Raw genomic sequence first — 17963 nt, 5'->3', positions numbered from 1 at the left:
AATGAGTAAATAATAGGTAATTTAAATCTGTGTTCGTGGAATGAAATTAAAGTTTCATAATAAAGGCTAATAGATAATAAGGTGGAACTACATCAACGCTATGATAATGTGAAGGGGATGATGCTGTTGCTTGGTGATTATGTCCTTGTCCTCCCCCTGTGTCTGATGTGTATGCGTAATAAGGATTACTATCTTCAGTCATTATTCCAGAATTAATGTGATTATTTATTTCTTTTGTTTGGCTCCACCATTGTGAATAATTATATCTTATTCCATCACCATACCGATAAGCCATACCTCCAATATGTTTATGACTAGGTATTTGTGACTCTGTTAATGTTGTATTTTGCACATTAACAGTGACAGAAACTTGAGTTGATTTTGTATTTTGGGGATATTCTTTTTTATCACCTCTACCTCCGGCACAATAATAGCTTTTTCCTTTATCAGAAAAATCATTTCCACACATGACAAAACGATTTCTTAAGTCTGGGGTTCCATTATTACCATTACAGAAAGCCCATCCAGTAGGAGCGCTATCACCAGAAAACATCACAATCATTCCTCTGGGAAGTACTTTAGTGGGATCAATACTGACACCATTGGAATCAACGGTAATACCATTACCTGCTTTGACAGCCACATAATCGTAACCTACATCAATGCCATTACCATGGCAAATTGATATTCCATTGTCTCTGTCAACCAAACCATCACCCATCTTTACAGATAAAACATCATTTTTAGGTTCTAATATTAATGGAGAATAGGCTACGTTGATAGGTTTTCCCATTTTCAAACTGACACCCTTATCGTCTACCTTAATTCCCTCACCAGCTTTAACTTTTACACCTTCATTAACTATTTCAATACCGTGATAATTACCGACTTCAAGTTTGTCGTTGTTAATTCTCAATCCTCTGCCAGCATTGACTGCTAATCCGCTATTATCAGCTAACAGGCTTTTATTCTTGATTTTTACACTTAATCCATTTTCATCTGCCTTTAAACCGCCGTTGTCGTTAAGTTTTACTGCTAGTGCATCGTTATTATCCAGTTTCAGGGCTGAATTTGGGTTATCCGTTTGACCCGGAGCTTTACCAACAGCCCGGCGACCCATATCAGCAATATTAATCAGATCGGCATAATCGGTTTGTAATGGAATACTGCCTTCTTTAAAGCGTCTTTTTAAATCATCTGCTGATGGGCCATTTGATTTGATATTTTCCATATTGGATTTTGCATTAGATAGATTAGATTTTTTTTCCATTTTTATCATCCTATGTGATGTTAAATTATTATGATTTAAATATCTTGTAGATGTTTCTGTATAATTAAGCATAAAAAGATATTTAATCTTAAAATAAGCCTTTTGTGGTGCTATATTAATTCGTTTTTATATTGGATAAATTAGTTTCTATTTTTGCTACTGTCTTTATTAATAATTGCATTGAGTTTAGTTATGCCTACGGCTTAGGCACATATAATAATTGATTACTTTTTATGACTGCTGCATTCCATTGATCGCCAGATTCACCAATGACCTCGATACATTGCTGTTTAGTGGCAATTCGCATATTACCAATACCGGTTGCATCAGAAGGCAGGCGTCCCAAGGTTAAGGTCTCTAAAATATGGTATGCTTCGTCTCCTAAAGAGGCGTCATTGTTCTGCCAGCGTTTATAGGTGCTGGCAAAATCTTTAAAATGCTCCGGTGATAACCAGTGAATAATCATTGAAATATGTGCGGGGAATTCAGCTAATATTTCTGTTTTCACCCAAGATTCCAACTTATAAGGATCAACTTTGTCATTCTCAATTAACTGACGATTCACTACCACGCTAACCACAAATGAAAAGCGGTCAGCCAAGGCATATTTTTCATTGGAGAAGTACCAGCGATAACGCCATGCTTCGGCCTCTTTTGGAAAGTTTTTATTCGGTGAGTCTTGGTTGCGTTTAATTAATATCTTGCCTTGAATACGATCAAATTTAACCACCCGCGCTTTGAGTTCATATTCGGGTGGTTCCGTGAGAACTGTACGAGCTGATATTTTTAGGTCTGGCTCAGAGGGGGTAATCACATATTTTAGCGTGATTTCGTCACCTATTTCAATCATGGCCGGGAAGGGGCTTTGAGCACTGGAACTAATCCAACGTTGATCTTCGGTAGCATTTTTAAACTTTTCATCGGCATAAACCAATTGATAATCCATATCTTCCAGCCACACCGGGCTATTTTGCCAGCGCAGATTACCATCATTAAATTTCTGTTTTATTCTGTCCAGATTGCGTTCCAAATCGCTGCTGTTACGGGTACTAAGGGAAAAGGTATTTCCTGTTACTGCGGTGATCATTTGGCTCCGTAATATAAACTCTCTATCACCTTCAATAATAATCAGATTAATTACCTGACCTTGTAATAACCGACCTGCAATACCTTGCTGTGTGATGATGAGTTGATGATTATTAGAGCCTGAATTCTCTTCAATTATCTTTAGAGCATCAGGTTTTTGTTTATCGTCGAATTTCGTGTCGGGTTTTATCGGCAAAAGTTGACGATGTTCAATTAAATAAAAAGGCAGGCCATCCAGATTAGGTGTTTTACTGAAACATTCCCCGCCCAAACCCAATCGGGCAGCAATTCGTTTTTGCAGTGCCGACACTTTATCAATCCGAATATTATTACGTTGATAGGTCAGTTCCGGTTGTTGAGCCAGATAGCCGCGTTGGGTGTTTAGAAAATCGAGTGTGTTTAGTGTCAATGGTCTGGCTGCGCGATGAGTACCAAAATAGCCTAATAGGTAATTCAGAATTGTCAGTTCCTTGGCATAGTTTTTATCTTTATTATTGCCTTTATCATAATGGATTTGAGAATCATTATTGAGCTTTTCTATTAAATCAGTTTTTATGTTTTGATGGGCTTGTTGGCTGACAGTATCGGCTTTAAAAGGCCATTGAGCACCGTATACGTCATCTCCCCGTTGTTTAAAGGCTAATAGTTTTGGTAAAAGGGCAAGTTCGGCACAGCCGTTAGCTAGCATTTGCTCGAAAGGCAGCATAAATTGATGCAACTGTATTTGCTGTTGGTTGCTGGCATAGGTCTGCAATCCATAGCAAGCCGGTAATTTATTGCTTACCGGATAGTAATCCAGAACTTTACGATATTTACCCCAATGCAGTAATTCAGGTTGTGTATTAATCAGTGGTTCTTCAATTATTTTTTCTTCCACCTGTTGTTTGGAAACGCTAATTTTAACGCTGCCTTTGGCAATAATGGTAAGCGGGCTGTTTGCTGAGGTAATTAATGCCAGTGGATCGTTACCCCATAATCTGGGGTAATATCCCTGAGCGATTTTCCAAGACCAATTATCATCCGACAATGGCGTAATAGTTGTGTCGTGATGAGCTAATGCCAGCCGGGTGACACTCTGAATGCCTTTAATCGCTAATAATCGGTTAACCAAATGACTGAGATTTAATATGGTAGCGCTGGTGTAGTTTTTGGCTTGAGGTAAGGTCGGTATCCAACCGTGATGTAAATAAGGGCCGGAAAATATCTCTTCATGACAGTGACCCTGATCTTTCATGGCCTGAGTGGTATAACGTTCGGGCTTTGCTAGTACTATCTGTTCCGCCGTCATATAAATTTGGGCGAAGATATCAGCAAAATCGATGACGTTATCTTCAAGTTCAATATTAATCTGCAAGGGGAGATCGGCAGGTTGCAGCCAGATAATGTTACTAACGGATTCTCCTAAATTTCGGTTGTCTTTTAGGAAAGTTTTCAGCCTCTCCTCAGCCAGTGTTTTATTCGTTTCAGTTTCCCGACCAGGCAGTAAATAGAGCCAGTAATTTCCTCTTAGTGTTAATTGGCTATCTGATCCGGAGTTTTTAAAACTATATTCACGTTTCTGTTTGTTATACCAATATTGATAACGTTGATTTTCAGGTTCACGAATTAATTGGACATCATTAAAGAAAAAATAACCTTCGCTTGTTTCATTAACCGTGTCGCTGCTATGTAAATCCAATAAAGCCCGGCGATAATCTTCCGCAGTGATCGGGCCACAGGTCAGCGTTTGTTGTGGGCCGAACTCCTGAGGAAAAATACCGTCGCCGGGTGTTTGGTCCTCTGGTCTTGGCGTTAGAAGGTCTCTCAGTGGTAATGTGTGGCGATAGGCCAGATCGGAGGCGCCATAACAACAGGCTTCTAATAAGGTGATACCGGGATCATTTTCACTGGTATTGCTCCAGCATTGGCCGGATTGCTGCTCAATCACTGTTTTGGCCTGAGCGAGTAAGGCATCGAAGGTAATATCGTCTTTGACGATGGGAAACAGGGCATCCTGATGATTCATTGGTTAACTCCTTGGTTTGAGGGACGCTGCTCTGACCAGACTAAAATTAGCACTTCATTATCGGCGGCTTCGATACTTTTACCCACGGCACCTGTGGTTCGGTTAGCGATGGTTAGGCTTAAATCGGTGACACGTTCCACCAGAGGCGATTGTTGGATGGTGGCTAACAACTGGTAGTAGTCAATGTGATTACCGACTGTCACGCCGATAGCCCTATTTTCGCCCCACGGCATATATTTGCGGCTTAACTCCTGTTGTAGCTGATGATGGCCGTAGTCGGGGTTAACGTCAGTGGTAAAAGTCACTTGGTAGTTCACATTAACGTCAACGTAAGTGGGATTGCTGATCTCAAGGGTTGCCCAAGGGCTGCTGAGTTGTTTGATCCATTCGACCATCTCTGTCAGCCGAGCGGGGTTTAACGTTGGACGCAGCGCATCATTGTTATCTTTGTAACGGCTGTTAGGGATCACAATCAGTTGTTGCTTTTCCGGTGCCGGAATTTTGGTTAATTCATCGGCAGACGGGTATTTGACATCAAACAGGCTGACAAATTGCTCTTTTAATAAGGTGACAATGTTGCCCCAACTCAGCGCCCGGTTACGGTGAGATAAACGGGCCGGGAGCCGCGTCAGGAAGGCTTGCTCGGTTTCTTGCGGCTGACCATTCCAAGAAGCCCAAGGTTGAGTTACGCTACTGATTGCAGGGGATGTATTGACCGGCTGTTTAATGTTGTCGGCAGCTAATCCGTTGATAAAGTGATCCTGTTCAACGGTTTCTGCGTTGATCAACGTCGCCGTGGTAGCGTTATACAGTAGACCTTTAATGCGTGGGTAATCTTGGGGGGCAGTCGGATGAGTTATCTCAGCTTTCAGCCAGTAGCGTCCCGTTGGCATCAGAGCCGCCTGATCTGCCGCATCCTGTGGCAATAAGGCGCGCCAGATACCCCGGTCAAACAGGTTATGGGTTTGATCGTGAACCAGTTGATTGATTGGCTGCCAGATATTTTTCTGATTTAGATAAGACCAAGATAAATTAAGTGCTTTAACACCTTCTGACTGCCAGTATAAAGATAAAGTTTGTCCCGGTAATACATTGGTAAAGCCTAAGTAGAATGTGTCATGGGTTAATGACGATATATTTGCTTCGTCCCAATTCCGGTGGCCAGATTGAACTTCAAGATCATTGGATGTTTCGCTAAAAAGTTGAATACCGTTTTTGGGAAATTCAATGTTGTCTGAGTCGCTTAATAGTATTGCTGATTTCCAGACATTACCAACTTTCCGATACCAACGCAGATCGGTTAACTTTCCCTGATTCGCCAGTAAATCCGTATCTGACGCATAGTGTAACGAGTTACCGGCGCTGTCTTGCCCCGCATCAAACAGTGTGCCTTGGGCTACCAGAAATTCTGGGTTGTCAGTATTCAGAGTAATTTCGATAGCAACTTTATCCGCTTGCGCTTTTTTGGGTTTCAGCCCTAATAATTCCCGATAATAAAGATTGCGATGCCGGGCCGGAAAGGTATTTAATAATCGATTAGTTGTTTCTAATAACGTTAAAAAAGCCAAAACAAAAGCTTGATGGGCGGGTAATCGACCATCGGCTTTATTCACATTTTGGTAAATATCCGCTAGTTGTTGAGGATTATTTTCTTGAATAAAGTAGAAACTGTCCCAGAACTGTTTTTTCTCTTGATCGAAAGGAATTTCTTTAGCGTAAGCTTTAAGCCAATTTAAAATATCTAGCGTACTTCTTTCATCAAGTTTAAATGCAGTATCCGGCACAATAGCAGAGAGTTTATTTTCTAACTCGGCTTGTCCCATATTTTTACCACCTGTTATTTAAAATAAAGTTGAAGAGGTTATTTATCCGGCAGTGACCGCATATTGGCTGGCAATAAACCGACCTTTGCCCATACTGGGGGCTGTCACATCCGGGCCGCTCGATGGATTATTGGCTGGTTGTGTCGGGGTAAAACGGGCGATAAATTGTTGCCCGACAACAATCACTGTGACTGGACTACGGCAGAAGTTGACCTGCTGGCTGGCATCCAATTGAGCAATGGTGACCATCCCCATGCCAGGAACCGGGTGGCTTGGGGTAATATATTGCGCTTGAAGTTGCACCTTTTTTTCATCACCGACCACGACAATCTTTTTGCCCTGAATTTGAGTGTGTCCGCTACCCCGGATGGTCGCCGGCCCCAGAATGGTGATTTGTCGGTTGCCAAATAACGGCTCGAACAGCAAAGTGTCGCCATCCACCACCAGTTGTTTGCTCATAAACTCACCTGTACCCGGCCTTCATTAACTTCAAGAGCGCCTTCAATCTGCTGGCTGATTTCGCTGCCTCTCAGGGTGTAAGTGACCTGAATATGCAGGGTATTGGGGACATCCATTCTCTGGTTGACTTGGATCTCGCTGATATCGGCGCGGGGTTCATAGCGTAATACCCGTTCTTCAATCCGAGTTTGAATTTCTGCCATCATTTCGTCACGGATATTGGCAAACAGATAATCATTCAGGCCGCAACCATAATTCTCTCGCATAATTCGTTCGCCGGGTTCGGTGAGAAAGAGAATTTTCATATTTTGGCGAACGTTTTCTGCCCCTTCCGCCATTGTGACGCCGGTGGATATTTCAGGATGCGTGCTATTTTTATACGTACTATTTTTATACGCACTATCTTTATACGTACTATCTTTAATAGAAAATTGCAGCGGAAAGGACCAACCCCGACCGTAGATATCGGCTAATACTTTATTAGCTAATGCTTTATTGGCTAATGTTTTGTTTGTCATCTCATTACCTTATTATTGGGTTAAGTTAATCTTCGCACCTTTAATATCAACCCCTGATTTCCCGGAGGCGGCCAGAGACTTTTGCGCCTCTATTTTAATTTCCTGAGCATGGGTAATAAGATTCTTAGCGGAATTATACCGAATGAACTTCAAGATGCTTGAGCTGTCAGATATAAAAACATTTAAATTCAACAACATAATCGTTTTTCAAACATGCACTTTGAAGTATCTTGAGTATAAGCGTGATATCTTTATCCTGTTGCAGAGATAAGGTATTTTTTCCGCTATTCAATGCGAGGGTTTTATCTTTATTATTAAATAGTAATGCTTGCTGATTTTCTCCCTGTTTAATCACTAAGGTTTTCACCGGATTTTTTTCACTCGGTTCTAACGGCGCTTTATTTTTAGGATTGTGCATCGAGCCTAATATCACCGGGAAGCGAGGATCACATTCAAAGAAGCCGATAATCACCTCATCCCCCGGTTCAGGGTAGAAGCAAAATCCGCTTTCGTGGCTGGCGTAAGGTTTACCCATACGGGCAAAAAGGGTGCCGTTGGTTAAGTTTAACGCCGGTATTTTGACCGGAATACGGCCTAATGATTGGCTATCTCGCTGATATTTTTCCACGATCCCGATATGCAGCTCTTTTGCCTGCGGTATAACTTGCTCTGTTTCCGGCAGTAGCCCCAGCGTTAGCCGAGTGCGCCAGCCTTGCCGTTGATTGATGGTCTGACTGACACCGGTGATCATCGCCTGACCATCCATCCCTTGACCAAAGCCGTTTAACGCCAGAACATCCCCCGTTTGATAACGGTTATCGCCTTCGACCTCAAAATTGCCGGAGACGTTGTGACTTCGGCGGTTGTTCAGGATGCCTTGAGCAAGCTGTTTGGCTTGTTCATTGTCCAACGGATAGCTGAAAACCCATTGCCATTGTTGGTTGGTTAATGATGTCAGGTTGTCTATGGCGAGTTGATTGTGACCAAGACCGCTGTTTTTTACCTGATGAGCAGGAGACAGTTTTTGTTGGGCGATATCCCAAGACTGTACACTCACGGTTTTGGGGCTGCGTTGGTTATCCCATTGCAGATTCGCTTCAAATAACACCGCATCCTGATGGTTGGCTCGCTGGTGGAGGGTATGCACGGTTGACCGATTAAGGGATTCCGGGGCGACCAGCGTCACGCTATCGTTGCCGGGCAGCAGCCAAGTATGGGTCGCGAACAGCCGGTTTTTTAGAAAAGCCCAGTCATTGCAGCGAAATTGCACCATTTGCTCATGCACCGTTTTAAGCTGAGGGGCTTGTTTTATCGTGACAGAGATACCCGCTTGGCTAAACAACTTCTTGATAATCGCCTCATCACTCTGTTTGTTGAACAGTTGCGAGTGAAAGTTGTGAGTTAATTTTTGCAATGAATGTTTGGCGGTCAGAGTAATGATGCTGTCCTGACCCTTAAGCCCCAATGTTTGCCGAACGATGATCCCCTTAAACACCACGTTTTTTTCGATCTGCACGCTAAGTTGGTGATTGGGGCGGCAACTTGCCAGTTCAGCTTGCGCCTTGGCATCAAAAATATGGCTGGCATCACCGGCGATCCCTAGCGTGATGTTAGCCGAGGGGATGCCATTAATATGATGGTTTACTGTCAGGCTGATAACCGTAAAGTGGTTAAGCGTTTTGCCGTCTATTTTGATCGTTATCGTCGGTATCTTCATGCTTTCCCCTGTGCTTGCAACATTTGTCCGGGGGTAAAGTCATCAAGATTATCCAGACCGTTTTGCCAAGCCAGCGAGAGATAATCAATCCCCCCCGCCAGAGAAGCGCCGGCGCCTAAGGCGATCAACGGCAGGGAGAGCATATCCGTGACGTTAACCGCAGTAGCCGGGGGCGATTTTAATTGCTGCTCGGTGGCTTGAATCACAAAGCTTTCATCTGCCACCAGAGATAGGGTAGCGCTGGCCCGCAACGGTGTGGCATCCCGGTCAAACAGGGTGTAATGAATGCTGAGACCACTGGCCCGACAGGCAAAATAGCCTTTGTTTTCCCAACGCATTTTGCCCCATTTGATTTTAAGAAAGTGGGGAACGTGAGTACTGGCATCCACGGCACACAAGGCTTTTAGCGTTGCTAATTGCGTTTCTACCGGGGTGTTATGGCCGGGCATGGTGGCATCAAATAACAGGACTAATGACAGGCCCGCCGGTTGGGATAACACATAGCGGCTGCTTTGGTTGGCACTGTTAACGCTTTCATCCTGCTGATAACGGGTTTGATAATCGAGCTGGATGGCATCGGGGTTATACATTGCCTGTAAACTGCCTACCGAAGTTTTCCCCTCACGGTCCTTGAAAGCGGTGAGGGTGAGTTTGGACAGGCTGCGTTCAATTAAGCTCATAATGACCTCCTGTTTCACGCAATTCCTCTAATACTGCTTGTTTCACCTTTTCAATCAGGTGGGCGTTATCCAGCGCTTCCTGCGCCAGTGTTCGTGGCGTGACCGAGTAACTGGCTGAATCGGTCACTTTAGCCTGAATAATCAGCTCCTTAATTTCAACGGTCATGCTTTCACTCCTAACCAGCGCATATCCTGATAACGTAATTCCAGCGCGTTCACCAGCACCGTATTGCTATTGGCATCAAGGTCGCCAGTGGACCAGCGAACCGGCAACGCGTTACTTAATGTCCAGCTTGCCACGGGAATTGAATGTTCATTCAGTAGCATGATGACCACATCGGCATACACCGCTTTCTCGCCGCGCAGGACGCGATCAAACACCCAAGTCAGCGGCGTGACGGTCATAACACCACGTTCCAGAACCAAACTGCCGTGCTGGATCTTCTCGGCTAGCCAAACATTTCTGGCATTTTCTCCGCCTTGACTGTGTTGGGTGGTTTGCAGTTCACGGCTGAGTCCCGATATCCGCTGGAAAGCAATGTCGAGTGGGCTGGGGATATTGTTAAACAGAAAACTGGCGATAAAACGGTGTGACACCGACGGGGTGTATAAATTGTTCATATTTTGCCCCTGTTTAATGGGTGATCCCGGTACGGGTATCAAATGTCAGATTCAACTCGATAAATTCCGCCGGAATGAGTAGTGCCAGCCTGATCTTCATGATCATTTTCCCGGCCCGTAGATCTGCTTCGCTCATCGATTCATCAACCCCCAGTAGCACCTCGAAAGCTTGATCTTCCTGCGTACCGCGCAGTCCGCCATTCAGCCATAACTGACGTAACCAGTTGTAAGCCTGACCTTTCAACTTCATCCAGGTGATGGCGTTATTCGGTTCAAACACAAAGGCTCGGCCCAGTTGAGTCATATGGGCTTCGATATAGGAAACCAGACGGCGTGTCTGGATATAGCGCCAAGGGGAGCCGGGGGTGTTGTCCAGCGTGCGGCATCCCCAGATCTTTATCCCTTTGCCGGGGAAGCTGCGAACCAGATTCAACGAAGGGCCATTCTGGTTAAACAGGGCATCGGCTTCAATGTGAGAGCGTATTGGGCTTATCACCTTGGCTAACGCGACATTCGCGGGTGCGTGCCAGACCGCCATTTGGTTATCGTTACGCTGAATAATGGCGGCCACCGCCGCAGTCGGCGAAAGAACAATAGACCGATCTTGTTCCTGATAGGCACTGTTCAATCTTGGCCAGTATACGGCGCCCCATTGCCGATCACTGGAAGAGAGCTGCGTTAAACATTCCGCGGCCAGTGCGGGATCATCGGGGGCATCCAGCAATCCCATGATGCCACGTCGGCACCGGCAAAGGTTAAGTACTGATTGCCAAAATTGTAGCCAGAACTGAATCTTGTCGTATTGATCGATTTCTGAATCGGGAGCATCCATCTGATTCAGATAGACAATATCGGGGACCACAATCAGCGTGATAGCACTCTGTGCCGAAATCGCTTGTTTAACCCAATTTTGTTGGAGAGTAGAGCTTAATGATTGAAAATTGCCGCGTGGTTCATCAGATCCTAACGACAGTACATAGGCTTGCTGACCGCCGTTGTCAAAAAAGTGACGCACGGAATAATATGTTAATCCTGATTCACCAAATGACAGGGTAAAATCGGTCAGGCTGTTTAACTTGACGGAGGTTTTGTTGTCTGGACTTTTTTCGGTATAACCAATAAAAACCGGTACACCGATAAACGCCTCATCTTGTTGCTGGGATATCAGGTTCTCCGTGATGGTGACGCCGGGCTGTGTGATTTCCATTCTCGGTTCCTCAATAGAACAGGCGCGGCGAACCGCGCCTCAGTACGGTTACTGTGTTACATTTTGCGAAAATTGCAGGATGATAAATTCAGCCGGACGGACTGCCGCCATCCCAACCTTAACCACCATTTTGCCTTGTTTAATGTCAATATCGGATAGGGTGACACCTTGACCAATCTGGACAAAATAGGCTTCCTGCGGGCTATTACCGGCCAGTGCCCCTTGCTGCCAGAGTTGATGGAGATAGTTGTCAATGGCTGACCGGACCCGTTCCCAGGTGGGCTGACTGTTGGGTTCAAAAACGGCAAATCGCATGGCTTGCTTGATATCCCGTTCTGCCGCATTAAATAAACGTCGAACCGGAATGTAGCGCCAGTTGTCATCATCTTGCAGAGTACGTGCGCCCCAGACGACAAATCCTTTGTTACTGAAATAACGGATGGCATTGATACCTTTTCGATTCATGGTACTTTGTTCATTGTCGCTGAGCCGATCCGCTACATCATTAATTCCGCTGAGAACAACATTCGCCGGTGCTTTCCAGACGCCACGACGAGCATCGGTAGCACAGTACACGCCTGCCATGACTGCACTGGCGGGAATGATATTTTTGTTATCAGCAATTTTTTGTTTTATTGCCTCGATAACTTGCTTATAGAGTCCTGAGTTTTGCTGTTTGAGTTCTGCCAGATGGGTAACTTTTGCATCCTGATAACCTGAAACCGTGACGCTACTCTCCTCCATCTGAATAAGTTGTGAGACTTTCACTGCCGGATAATAAGTCGCGGTTTGTGATTGCAGGCTAACGTTAAGTGTGGTTTCTTTATCCTGATTATCCGCGATAAGGAAATAGCCCTCATTTAATAATGAAGATGTCAGACTGTTATATATTTTGCTCTGGTAATGAGAATCTTGTTCAGGGCAGACGATCAAGGTAATTTCTAAAGCCTGCTTAATTAACGCAGGGATTAATGCCAGCATATTAGGATCTTCTGGATTAGAAATTGGCAGGATATAACAAGGACCGCCACCATTTTGGAAATAAAGCTTTAAGGCATCACTGCTTGTTGTATAGGTGCCGATAGTTATATTGTAAGAATCACTGTTATTTTTATCGTCTGTATCAAGCGTAATATTTTGGGCGGCAAAAGTTTTTACATTATCTTTGGCTTTTGCATTGCCTTCGTTTTTCTCAGGATCGGAAGGGGCAGGTGGTGGAGTAGGTTCCGTTAATTTGACTGCTACCGACGTAATACAACCCACATTGAACAGATTAGTGAAATCCAACCAGCTACTCACGCGTGTTATTTGTGGCGTTGCGCTGATTTTTTTCGGTGAGAAACGGCCAATAAAAACTGGGATTGCCGTATTCCCTTGGCTAACGGAGAGAGCCAGTGATGCATCTTCTTCAATATAGACGCCAGGATAAGTTGGTGTTGTTGGCATGTTGCCTCCGATTATTGAGCGATGTTCTGCGTAAACTGCAAGATAATAAATTCGGCTGGACGAACTGCCGCCAGACCCACTTTGACAATCATTTTGCCCTGCTTGATATCGTCATCGGTCATGGTGAGACCTTTACCGATTTGGACGAAATAAGCTTGTTCGGCTTTATTGCCCATCAACCCGCCTTGCTGCCACAAAGTATGGAGATAGTTATCGATAGCGCGGTGGACGGCTTTCCACGTAGGTTGGCTGTTGGGTTCAAATACCATAGCACTCATGGCATTTTTAATATTTTGCTCTGCACTGTTAAACAGGCGGCGAACCGGGATATAGCGCCAGTTATCGCTGTCCTCAAGTGTACGAGCCCCCCAAACCAGCGTACCGCTCTTAGGAAAGGTACGGATCATATTCAGTGCCTTGCCTTGGTTATATTGCGTTTGCAGATCATCGGTTACCGGGTATTTAGGTTGTAATCCCCCTTGAATAGGAACGTTAGCGGGTGCTTTCCAGACTCCTCGGCTATTATCGACACTGGCATAAATACCGGCCATAACCGCACTGGGTGGAATATCAATGGCGGCTTTATTTTCTCCCCATTCAGCGGTTAGCCAAGGGTAATAAACTGCGCCATAAGCGGTAGGGGAATAAGGCTTGAGAGCTTTTTCTGGTTCTTTTATATCGGTATCACTTTGTGGGCCATCAAAAATGGCAAATAATCCTTTGCCCGGCTGACAAAGTTTTCCTGCCACCTCGTTGATCTCTTCTCCGGCGGCAACCAGTAATGTCACATCGTCAAGTTTTGGCACTTGTGTTTCTAACTCTTGAGTTTTGACGAGATAGCAATATCCACCACCGTTAATAAAATAAGCACGCAGTGAAACGTCAAGGATATTCTTGGGATTAAATGGTTCGCCTTTTAGTGTCAAATAGTTCATCCAACTACTAACACGAATATAGGGTTTATCTGATATTAATGAACCGTTGTTTGTAACAGCAAAGACCGGCACAGCCGTTGCACTGGAACGAACGGAGAGTGCGGGTGAAGCGTCCTCTTCAATATAAACGCCGGGATAAGAATATGTTGGCATGTTGCCTCCAATTATTGTGCAATATTCTGAGTAGATAGCTTGATAAATAAGTCTTAAGCCGCTTGAATAGTGACTCGATCTGCGGTCAGGCTAATTTCCTGAACCGCAACTTCATTGCTGGTGGCATCAAAAGCAGGAGCGGTTAATGAAGTTGGGAAGGCATTTGCCACGCTCCAGGTCATTAAAATTTCAGTACCGGCTTCGTTAGTTAGGCTGATTGAAATATCTTTTTTCTCGATCTGATTAAGTTGAATAGAATTAAGCCAGTCAAAAAGTTTAGTATCACCGGAGAAGACACCTTTACGTAGCGTAATATTGATCGCCTGACGTTGGCCGGGCATTTTATAATAATTGCCTGTACCGTCTTTATATTCGATGACGTCATGAGAAATATCGAGCCCGGAAACGCTGTTAAAAGGGACTTTCTCATCACCGATTGAGACAACGAAGCGGTAAGTAGGGATCGGATATTCAACAGCGATTTGTTCAGGAGTTGTAGACATAATTTTTCCTTGATTGGTTATTTACGTTTAAAAGATAAACAGGGTGTTATTGCCTTGTTTTGATTAACACCGAGGTTTTGATTAGCTCCGAGCTATGGCTATAGCTACCGCAGCAACCTGCCTTATGGCGGTTATTATTTATGCTGAAAAAATTTACTTCGCGATTATTTAGTTCGCTTTTAATAAAGCGGCATGATTATAAGTAATGAATCTTTTGAGGGAATACTAATTAATAGTGAGTGATAATTATTAATTGGTATGGCATAGGTTACTCATTTTAGGTATTAGAGCCGTTTTATTTGGTTTTAGGGGATAGGAAAATTATGAATGGATAATTATTTTCTCTTTTATCGATTAATTGATGATCAAAAGAGTGGGTAGAGAAGATCGTGTTGAGCCTATGGTTTGATTTTTTATGAATATACCCAATGGATTTCAAGATGCATCGCGACGGCAAGGGAGAGAATCCCTGGGAGCATAGGTAACTATGTGACCGGGGTGAGCGAGCGCAGCCAACAAAGAGGCAACTTGAAAGATGAAGGGTATAGTCAGTATTGGTGATTTTATGTATTAGCATTCTTTATTGCTTGTTTTTTGCCAGGTGATTTTGTTTGATTTTTTTGGGTGTTTGTTTTTTAGAATAATAAAGTCAGAGATTGGGGGAATTGCTTTATGTTTTATTTGTCAGTAATCGACCAATCAATAGATAAATGGTTGTTATTATATTGAATTTGATCATAAGAAATTGATTAATACAACCACCTGAGTATCAGTAATGAATATGGGATATTAGAGATATTAGGAGCAGATATTATCTTGCCTAAACTGGTAGTACAGTAATGAAAGGAGTGAGAAAGAAAGTTCAGAGCCAGCTTTGACAGTTATTGGATTACAGGCATGAATATATTGGTGCTACATATCTGGATCTTAAAACCCATTTTATGTGAAATTTATAACCAAGTGGAGTTATTGCATTGGTTTTTATTAAATGATAGTAATTTACTATATTAAAAGTGTTCTAAATTTCGATAGCATCTCGAAGAAGAATATATGGATAAGAACAGAATTATTGTCTTTGAAATAAAGAAGTTCCAAGCGAGTAAGAAGTCTATAGGTTTTTTAGGAGTGCTTTAGTTAGCAAGGGCGGTAGCGTTAATAGTTTAATAACCTCAATCTTCTAATGAGTTATCATTAAAATATAATTTCAACGTGTTTTTAAAGGAGAATCAAGCAGCTTTTATAAAGTTGTAGCTTTGATATTATGTGTTGTAGATGATGAATACCTTATTGTTTATTCTGAATATGGAATAGCTTGTATTCTAAGAGAATACTATGAATGTTAAGTATAGGTATGAACTTACTTTGTTTATAAAATAAAAGTTCATTCTTTGTAAATTATTAATGGAGAAATCTCTTCAGTACAATCGATTATAATTAACTATAGGAACTATCCAATGGTTATACTCTATAAATTCAATAGATATAATTAGGCATGATGTTATTGTACAATGATAGGCAAGAAATAAGTGTTGGTTCCTTGAGAAAGGTAGTTTGTATTGCACGATTTTCTATCATAGTTTGGAGCCTATAATTTGATTTTGAGAGAGGTAGAGTGTTAGACAATCACGGTCTGAGATAATGATTGATACAGTGTTCGAGTAGTGAATCAATCTTATCGTATTTACATAGAGATAGTATTTAAAATTTGGTTAAATATGATTCTGATATTCTAATAATTATTGAAGAATGATTTTATTCAGCAACTGAGATACAGTTTTGGTCCATATATTCGATTTAATACGCGGTTTTTTATATTTGGCTAATTAATTATGAAATAATCCACAAGAATATCGAGGCTCATGGAATTCTGGTTCTTTTCCGAATAAAACTAATAATGTTCATCAATTTTGTAAAGCGGTCGTTTTAGCGTGGGGTGTTGGTGAACTTCGAATAGAAGCTGTTGAAGATTTTCCATTTGAACATGGCATTCTACATTTAAACATCGATAAAGCGAACTTAAAGCTTGGGATAGAAACCGTATTTTTATTTTAAAAGAGCGATTTTTAAAACGGTTACTTGGTATAAACGTGTGTATCAAGATGAAAACGCATATCAGGTATCTAATAAACAAATAGAAATATATTTGAATTTATTGGAATAGAAGGAAAGGTTGGGTGGGTAAAAAAATGATGACTATTTTTATTTTATCAAGAGAATATCCTCCTTTTACAATAGGTGGAACCGGTACCGTTGCATTTTCTTTAGCTAAAGGTATTTCGTCATCGTGCGATGGGAAAATTGGAGTCATAACGAATACTACAAAGAAAGTTAATTCTCACGAAGTATATGGTAATCTTCATATCTATAGAGTAGCGAATGAAAAAATATACATCAATCACTCCAATTTATCGGATGCTATTATCAGATCACATCATCGCCTCTTAAAAGGAGTGAATTATTTAGTAAGTAAGTTGGGTATACCCGATGTAATACTATTACCAGATCTGTTTTGTTTTCCAGAAGCGAAGGTAGTGTCAAAATTATATAATTGTCCAATTGTTAATATTCTATCACAAGATTTTAGGCAAATAGTTCCATATGATAAAAGCACATTTCATATGGTTTCAAATGCAATATCAGCAAGTCACAATAGTTTATTTGATTTGGAGGAAAAGTCGTTACGAATGTCGGATTATAACGTTTTTATTAGTAACTCGATCTTTAATAGTATAAATGAAAATTACAACCTTGAACCTAATAACCAAAGTGTAGTTTATTTAGGAGTTATACTTGAAGAAATGACTCCACTAACTGTAGAAGAGTATGCAAAAAGGAGAGAAAACGTAGTCAGTACTCAAGAAATCTTGATTATTGCATGTGGTCGCTTAGTACCTGTAAAAGGAATGAATTATTTGATTGAGGCAGTTTTTCTATTGAAACAAAAGGTTTCAAATATAAGATTGTTAATTATCGGAATTGGGCCAGAGCTCTCTTATCTACAGGAATTAGTTCATCAATTTGAATTAGAGGAACAAGTTATATTCTTGGGTGATATACCAAGAAAAGATGCTTTAGTATATTTTAAAATAGCAGACATTGCAGTGGTTCCATCCATATGGGAATCGTTTTGTTACGTGGCAGCGGAATTTATGGGAATGGGTAAACCGATAGTTTGCACAAGTGTTGACTCATTAAATGAACTAGTTAGGGATGGAATAGATGGAATAAAGGTGGCCGTATATTTGAAAGATGGAAAACGAATATTGAATCCAGAAGATATCTTTCGTGGAATACTGCGTTTTATTGAAGAACCAGATTTAGCTAGAAAAATGGGGGAAAGCGCGAGGGAAAGAGTATTGACAAATTTCAATAATACTTTATTTGTTAATGGGATTATGGATGTATGTAACAAGCAGGGCAACCGCATGAATGATTAAATATCACTCACATTAGCAAAACCCGCCTGTAATACTCGCTCCAAAAATTGGGTTTTCATCCATATTCGTCTACGCTTCGCTTTAATGCTTAATTGACTCGTTT

The 17963-nt window shown here is 42.1% G+C and carries 14 protein-coding genes and 1 pseudogene; 2 read left to right on the top strand and 13 right to left on the bottom strand.

The genetic code is table 11. The features are described 5' to 3' along the window. Window positions 1-46: 46 nt before the first annotated feature. The 13 genes and pseudogenes from AAC155_RS15135 to AAC155_RS15075 form a co-directional block, all read right to left on the bottom strand. A complete protein-coding gene (locus AAC155_RS15135) occupies window positions 47-1270 on the bottom strand; it encodes a tail fiber protein (protein WP_113043157.1) in 1224 nt (407 codons plus the stop codon). A gap of 196 nt (window positions 1271-1466) precedes the next feature. Further along, on the bottom strand, window positions 1467-4361 hold the full coding sequence (locus AAC155_RS15130; protein WP_113043156.1) for a hypothetical protein: 2895 nt from the start codon (window positions 4359-4361) through the stop codon (window positions 1467-1469). Next, window positions 4358-6184, bottom strand: a complete 1827-nt coding sequence (locus tag AAC155_RS15125) for a hypothetical protein (RefSeq protein ID WP_113043155.1) — start codon at window positions 6182-6184, stop codon at window positions 4358-4360. The genes AAC155_RS15130 and AAC155_RS15125 overlap by 4 nt, the downstream gene beginning before the upstream one ends. A gap of 42 nt (window positions 6185-6226) precedes the next feature. Then, the gene (locus tag AAC155_RS15120; protein ID WP_113043154.1) at window positions 6227-6643 is read right to left on the bottom strand and encodes a hypothetical protein; all 417 of its coding nucleotides are present in this window, start codon (window positions 6641-6643) and stop codon (window positions 6227-6229) included. Continuing rightward, the gene (locus AAC155_RS15115) at window positions 6640-7161 is read right to left on the bottom strand and encodes a GPW/gp25 family protein (RefSeq protein WP_113043153.1); all 522 of its coding nucleotides are present in this window, start codon (window positions 7159-7161) and stop codon (window positions 6640-6642) included. The genes AAC155_RS15120 and AAC155_RS15115 overlap by 4 nt, the downstream gene beginning before the upstream one ends. A 12-nt stretch (window positions 7162-7173) precedes the next feature. Further along, a pseudogene (locus AAC155_RS15110) lies at window positions 7174-8878 on the bottom strand (phage baseplate assembly protein V). Next, window positions 8875-9558 (bottom strand): CIS tube protein, encoded by a 684-nt coding sequence (locus AAC155_RS15105; RefSeq protein ID WP_113043151.1) that lies wholly within the window; start codon window positions 9556-9558, stop codon window positions 8875-8877. Before AAC155_RS15105 ends, AAC155_RS15110 begins: the two are co-directional and overlap by 4 nt. Next, entirely contained in the window at window positions 9545-9724 is a 180-nt protein-coding gene (locus AAC155_RS15100; RefSeq protein ID WP_113043150.1) for a DUF5908 family protein, read from the bottom strand. The genes AAC155_RS15105 and AAC155_RS15100 overlap by 14 nt, the downstream gene beginning before the upstream one ends. Then, window positions 9721-10179 carry a phage tail protein gene (locus AAC155_RS15095; protein ID WP_113024977.1) on the bottom strand — a complete coding sequence of 153 codons (459 nt, stop codon included), beginning with the start codon at window positions 10177-10179 and terminating at the stop codon, window positions 9721-9723. Before AAC155_RS15095 ends, AAC155_RS15100 begins: the two co-directional genes overlap by 4 nt. A 13-nt stretch (window positions 10180-10192) precedes the next feature. Then, the gene (locus AAC155_RS15090; RefSeq protein ID WP_113043149.1) at window positions 10193-11386 is read right to left on the bottom strand and encodes a phage tail sheath C-terminal domain-containing protein; all 1194 of its coding nucleotides are present in this window, start codon (window positions 11384-11386) and stop codon (window positions 10193-10195) included. A gap of 48 nt (window positions 11387-11434) precedes the next feature. Beyond that, window positions 11435-12832: a phage tail sheath family protein gene (locus AAC155_RS15085; RefSeq protein WP_113043148.1), complete on the bottom strand. Its 1398-nt coding sequence runs from the start codon at window positions 12830-12832 to the stop codon at window positions 11435-11437. An 11-nt stretch (window positions 12833-12843) separates the two neighbouring features. Next, a complete protein-coding gene (locus tag AAC155_RS15080; RefSeq protein ID WP_113043147.1) occupies window positions 12844-13920 on the bottom strand; it encodes a phage tail sheath family protein in 1077 nt (358 codons plus the stop codon). A gap of 53 nt (window positions 13921-13973) precedes the next feature. Then, window positions 13974-14423: a phage tail protein gene (locus AAC155_RS15075; RefSeq protein WP_113043146.1), complete on the bottom strand. Its 450-nt coding sequence runs from the start codon at window positions 14421-14423 to the stop codon at window positions 13974-13976. 405 nt (window positions 14424-14828) lie between these two features. Between AAC155_RS15075 and AAC155_RS15070 the strand changes: the two genes are divergently transcribed. Together AAC155_RS15070 and AAC155_RS15065 are read left to right on the top strand one after the other, a co-directional pair. Then, the gene (locus tag AAC155_RS15070) at window positions 14829-14984 is read left to right on the top strand and encodes a hypothetical protein (RefSeq protein WP_158536578.1); all 156 of its coding nucleotides are present in this window, start codon (window positions 14829-14831) and stop codon (window positions 14982-14984) included. A 1613-nt stretch (window positions 14985-16597) separates the two neighbouring features. Next, window positions 16598-17860, top strand: a complete 1263-nt coding sequence (locus AAC155_RS15065) for a glycosyltransferase family 4 protein (RefSeq protein WP_113043145.1) — start codon at window positions 16598-16600, stop codon at window positions 17858-17860. Window positions 17861-17963: the final 103 nt, after the last annotated feature.

Source organism: Photorhabdus sp. HUG-39, assembly GCF_963878365.1.
Classification (GTDB): Bacteria; Pseudomonadota; Gammaproteobacteria; order Enterobacterales; family Enterobacteriaceae; genus Photorhabdus; species Photorhabdus kayaii.
The sequence above is the reverse complement of the archived record's forward strand: the minus strand, read 5'-3'. Positions and strand labels throughout refer to the sequence as shown.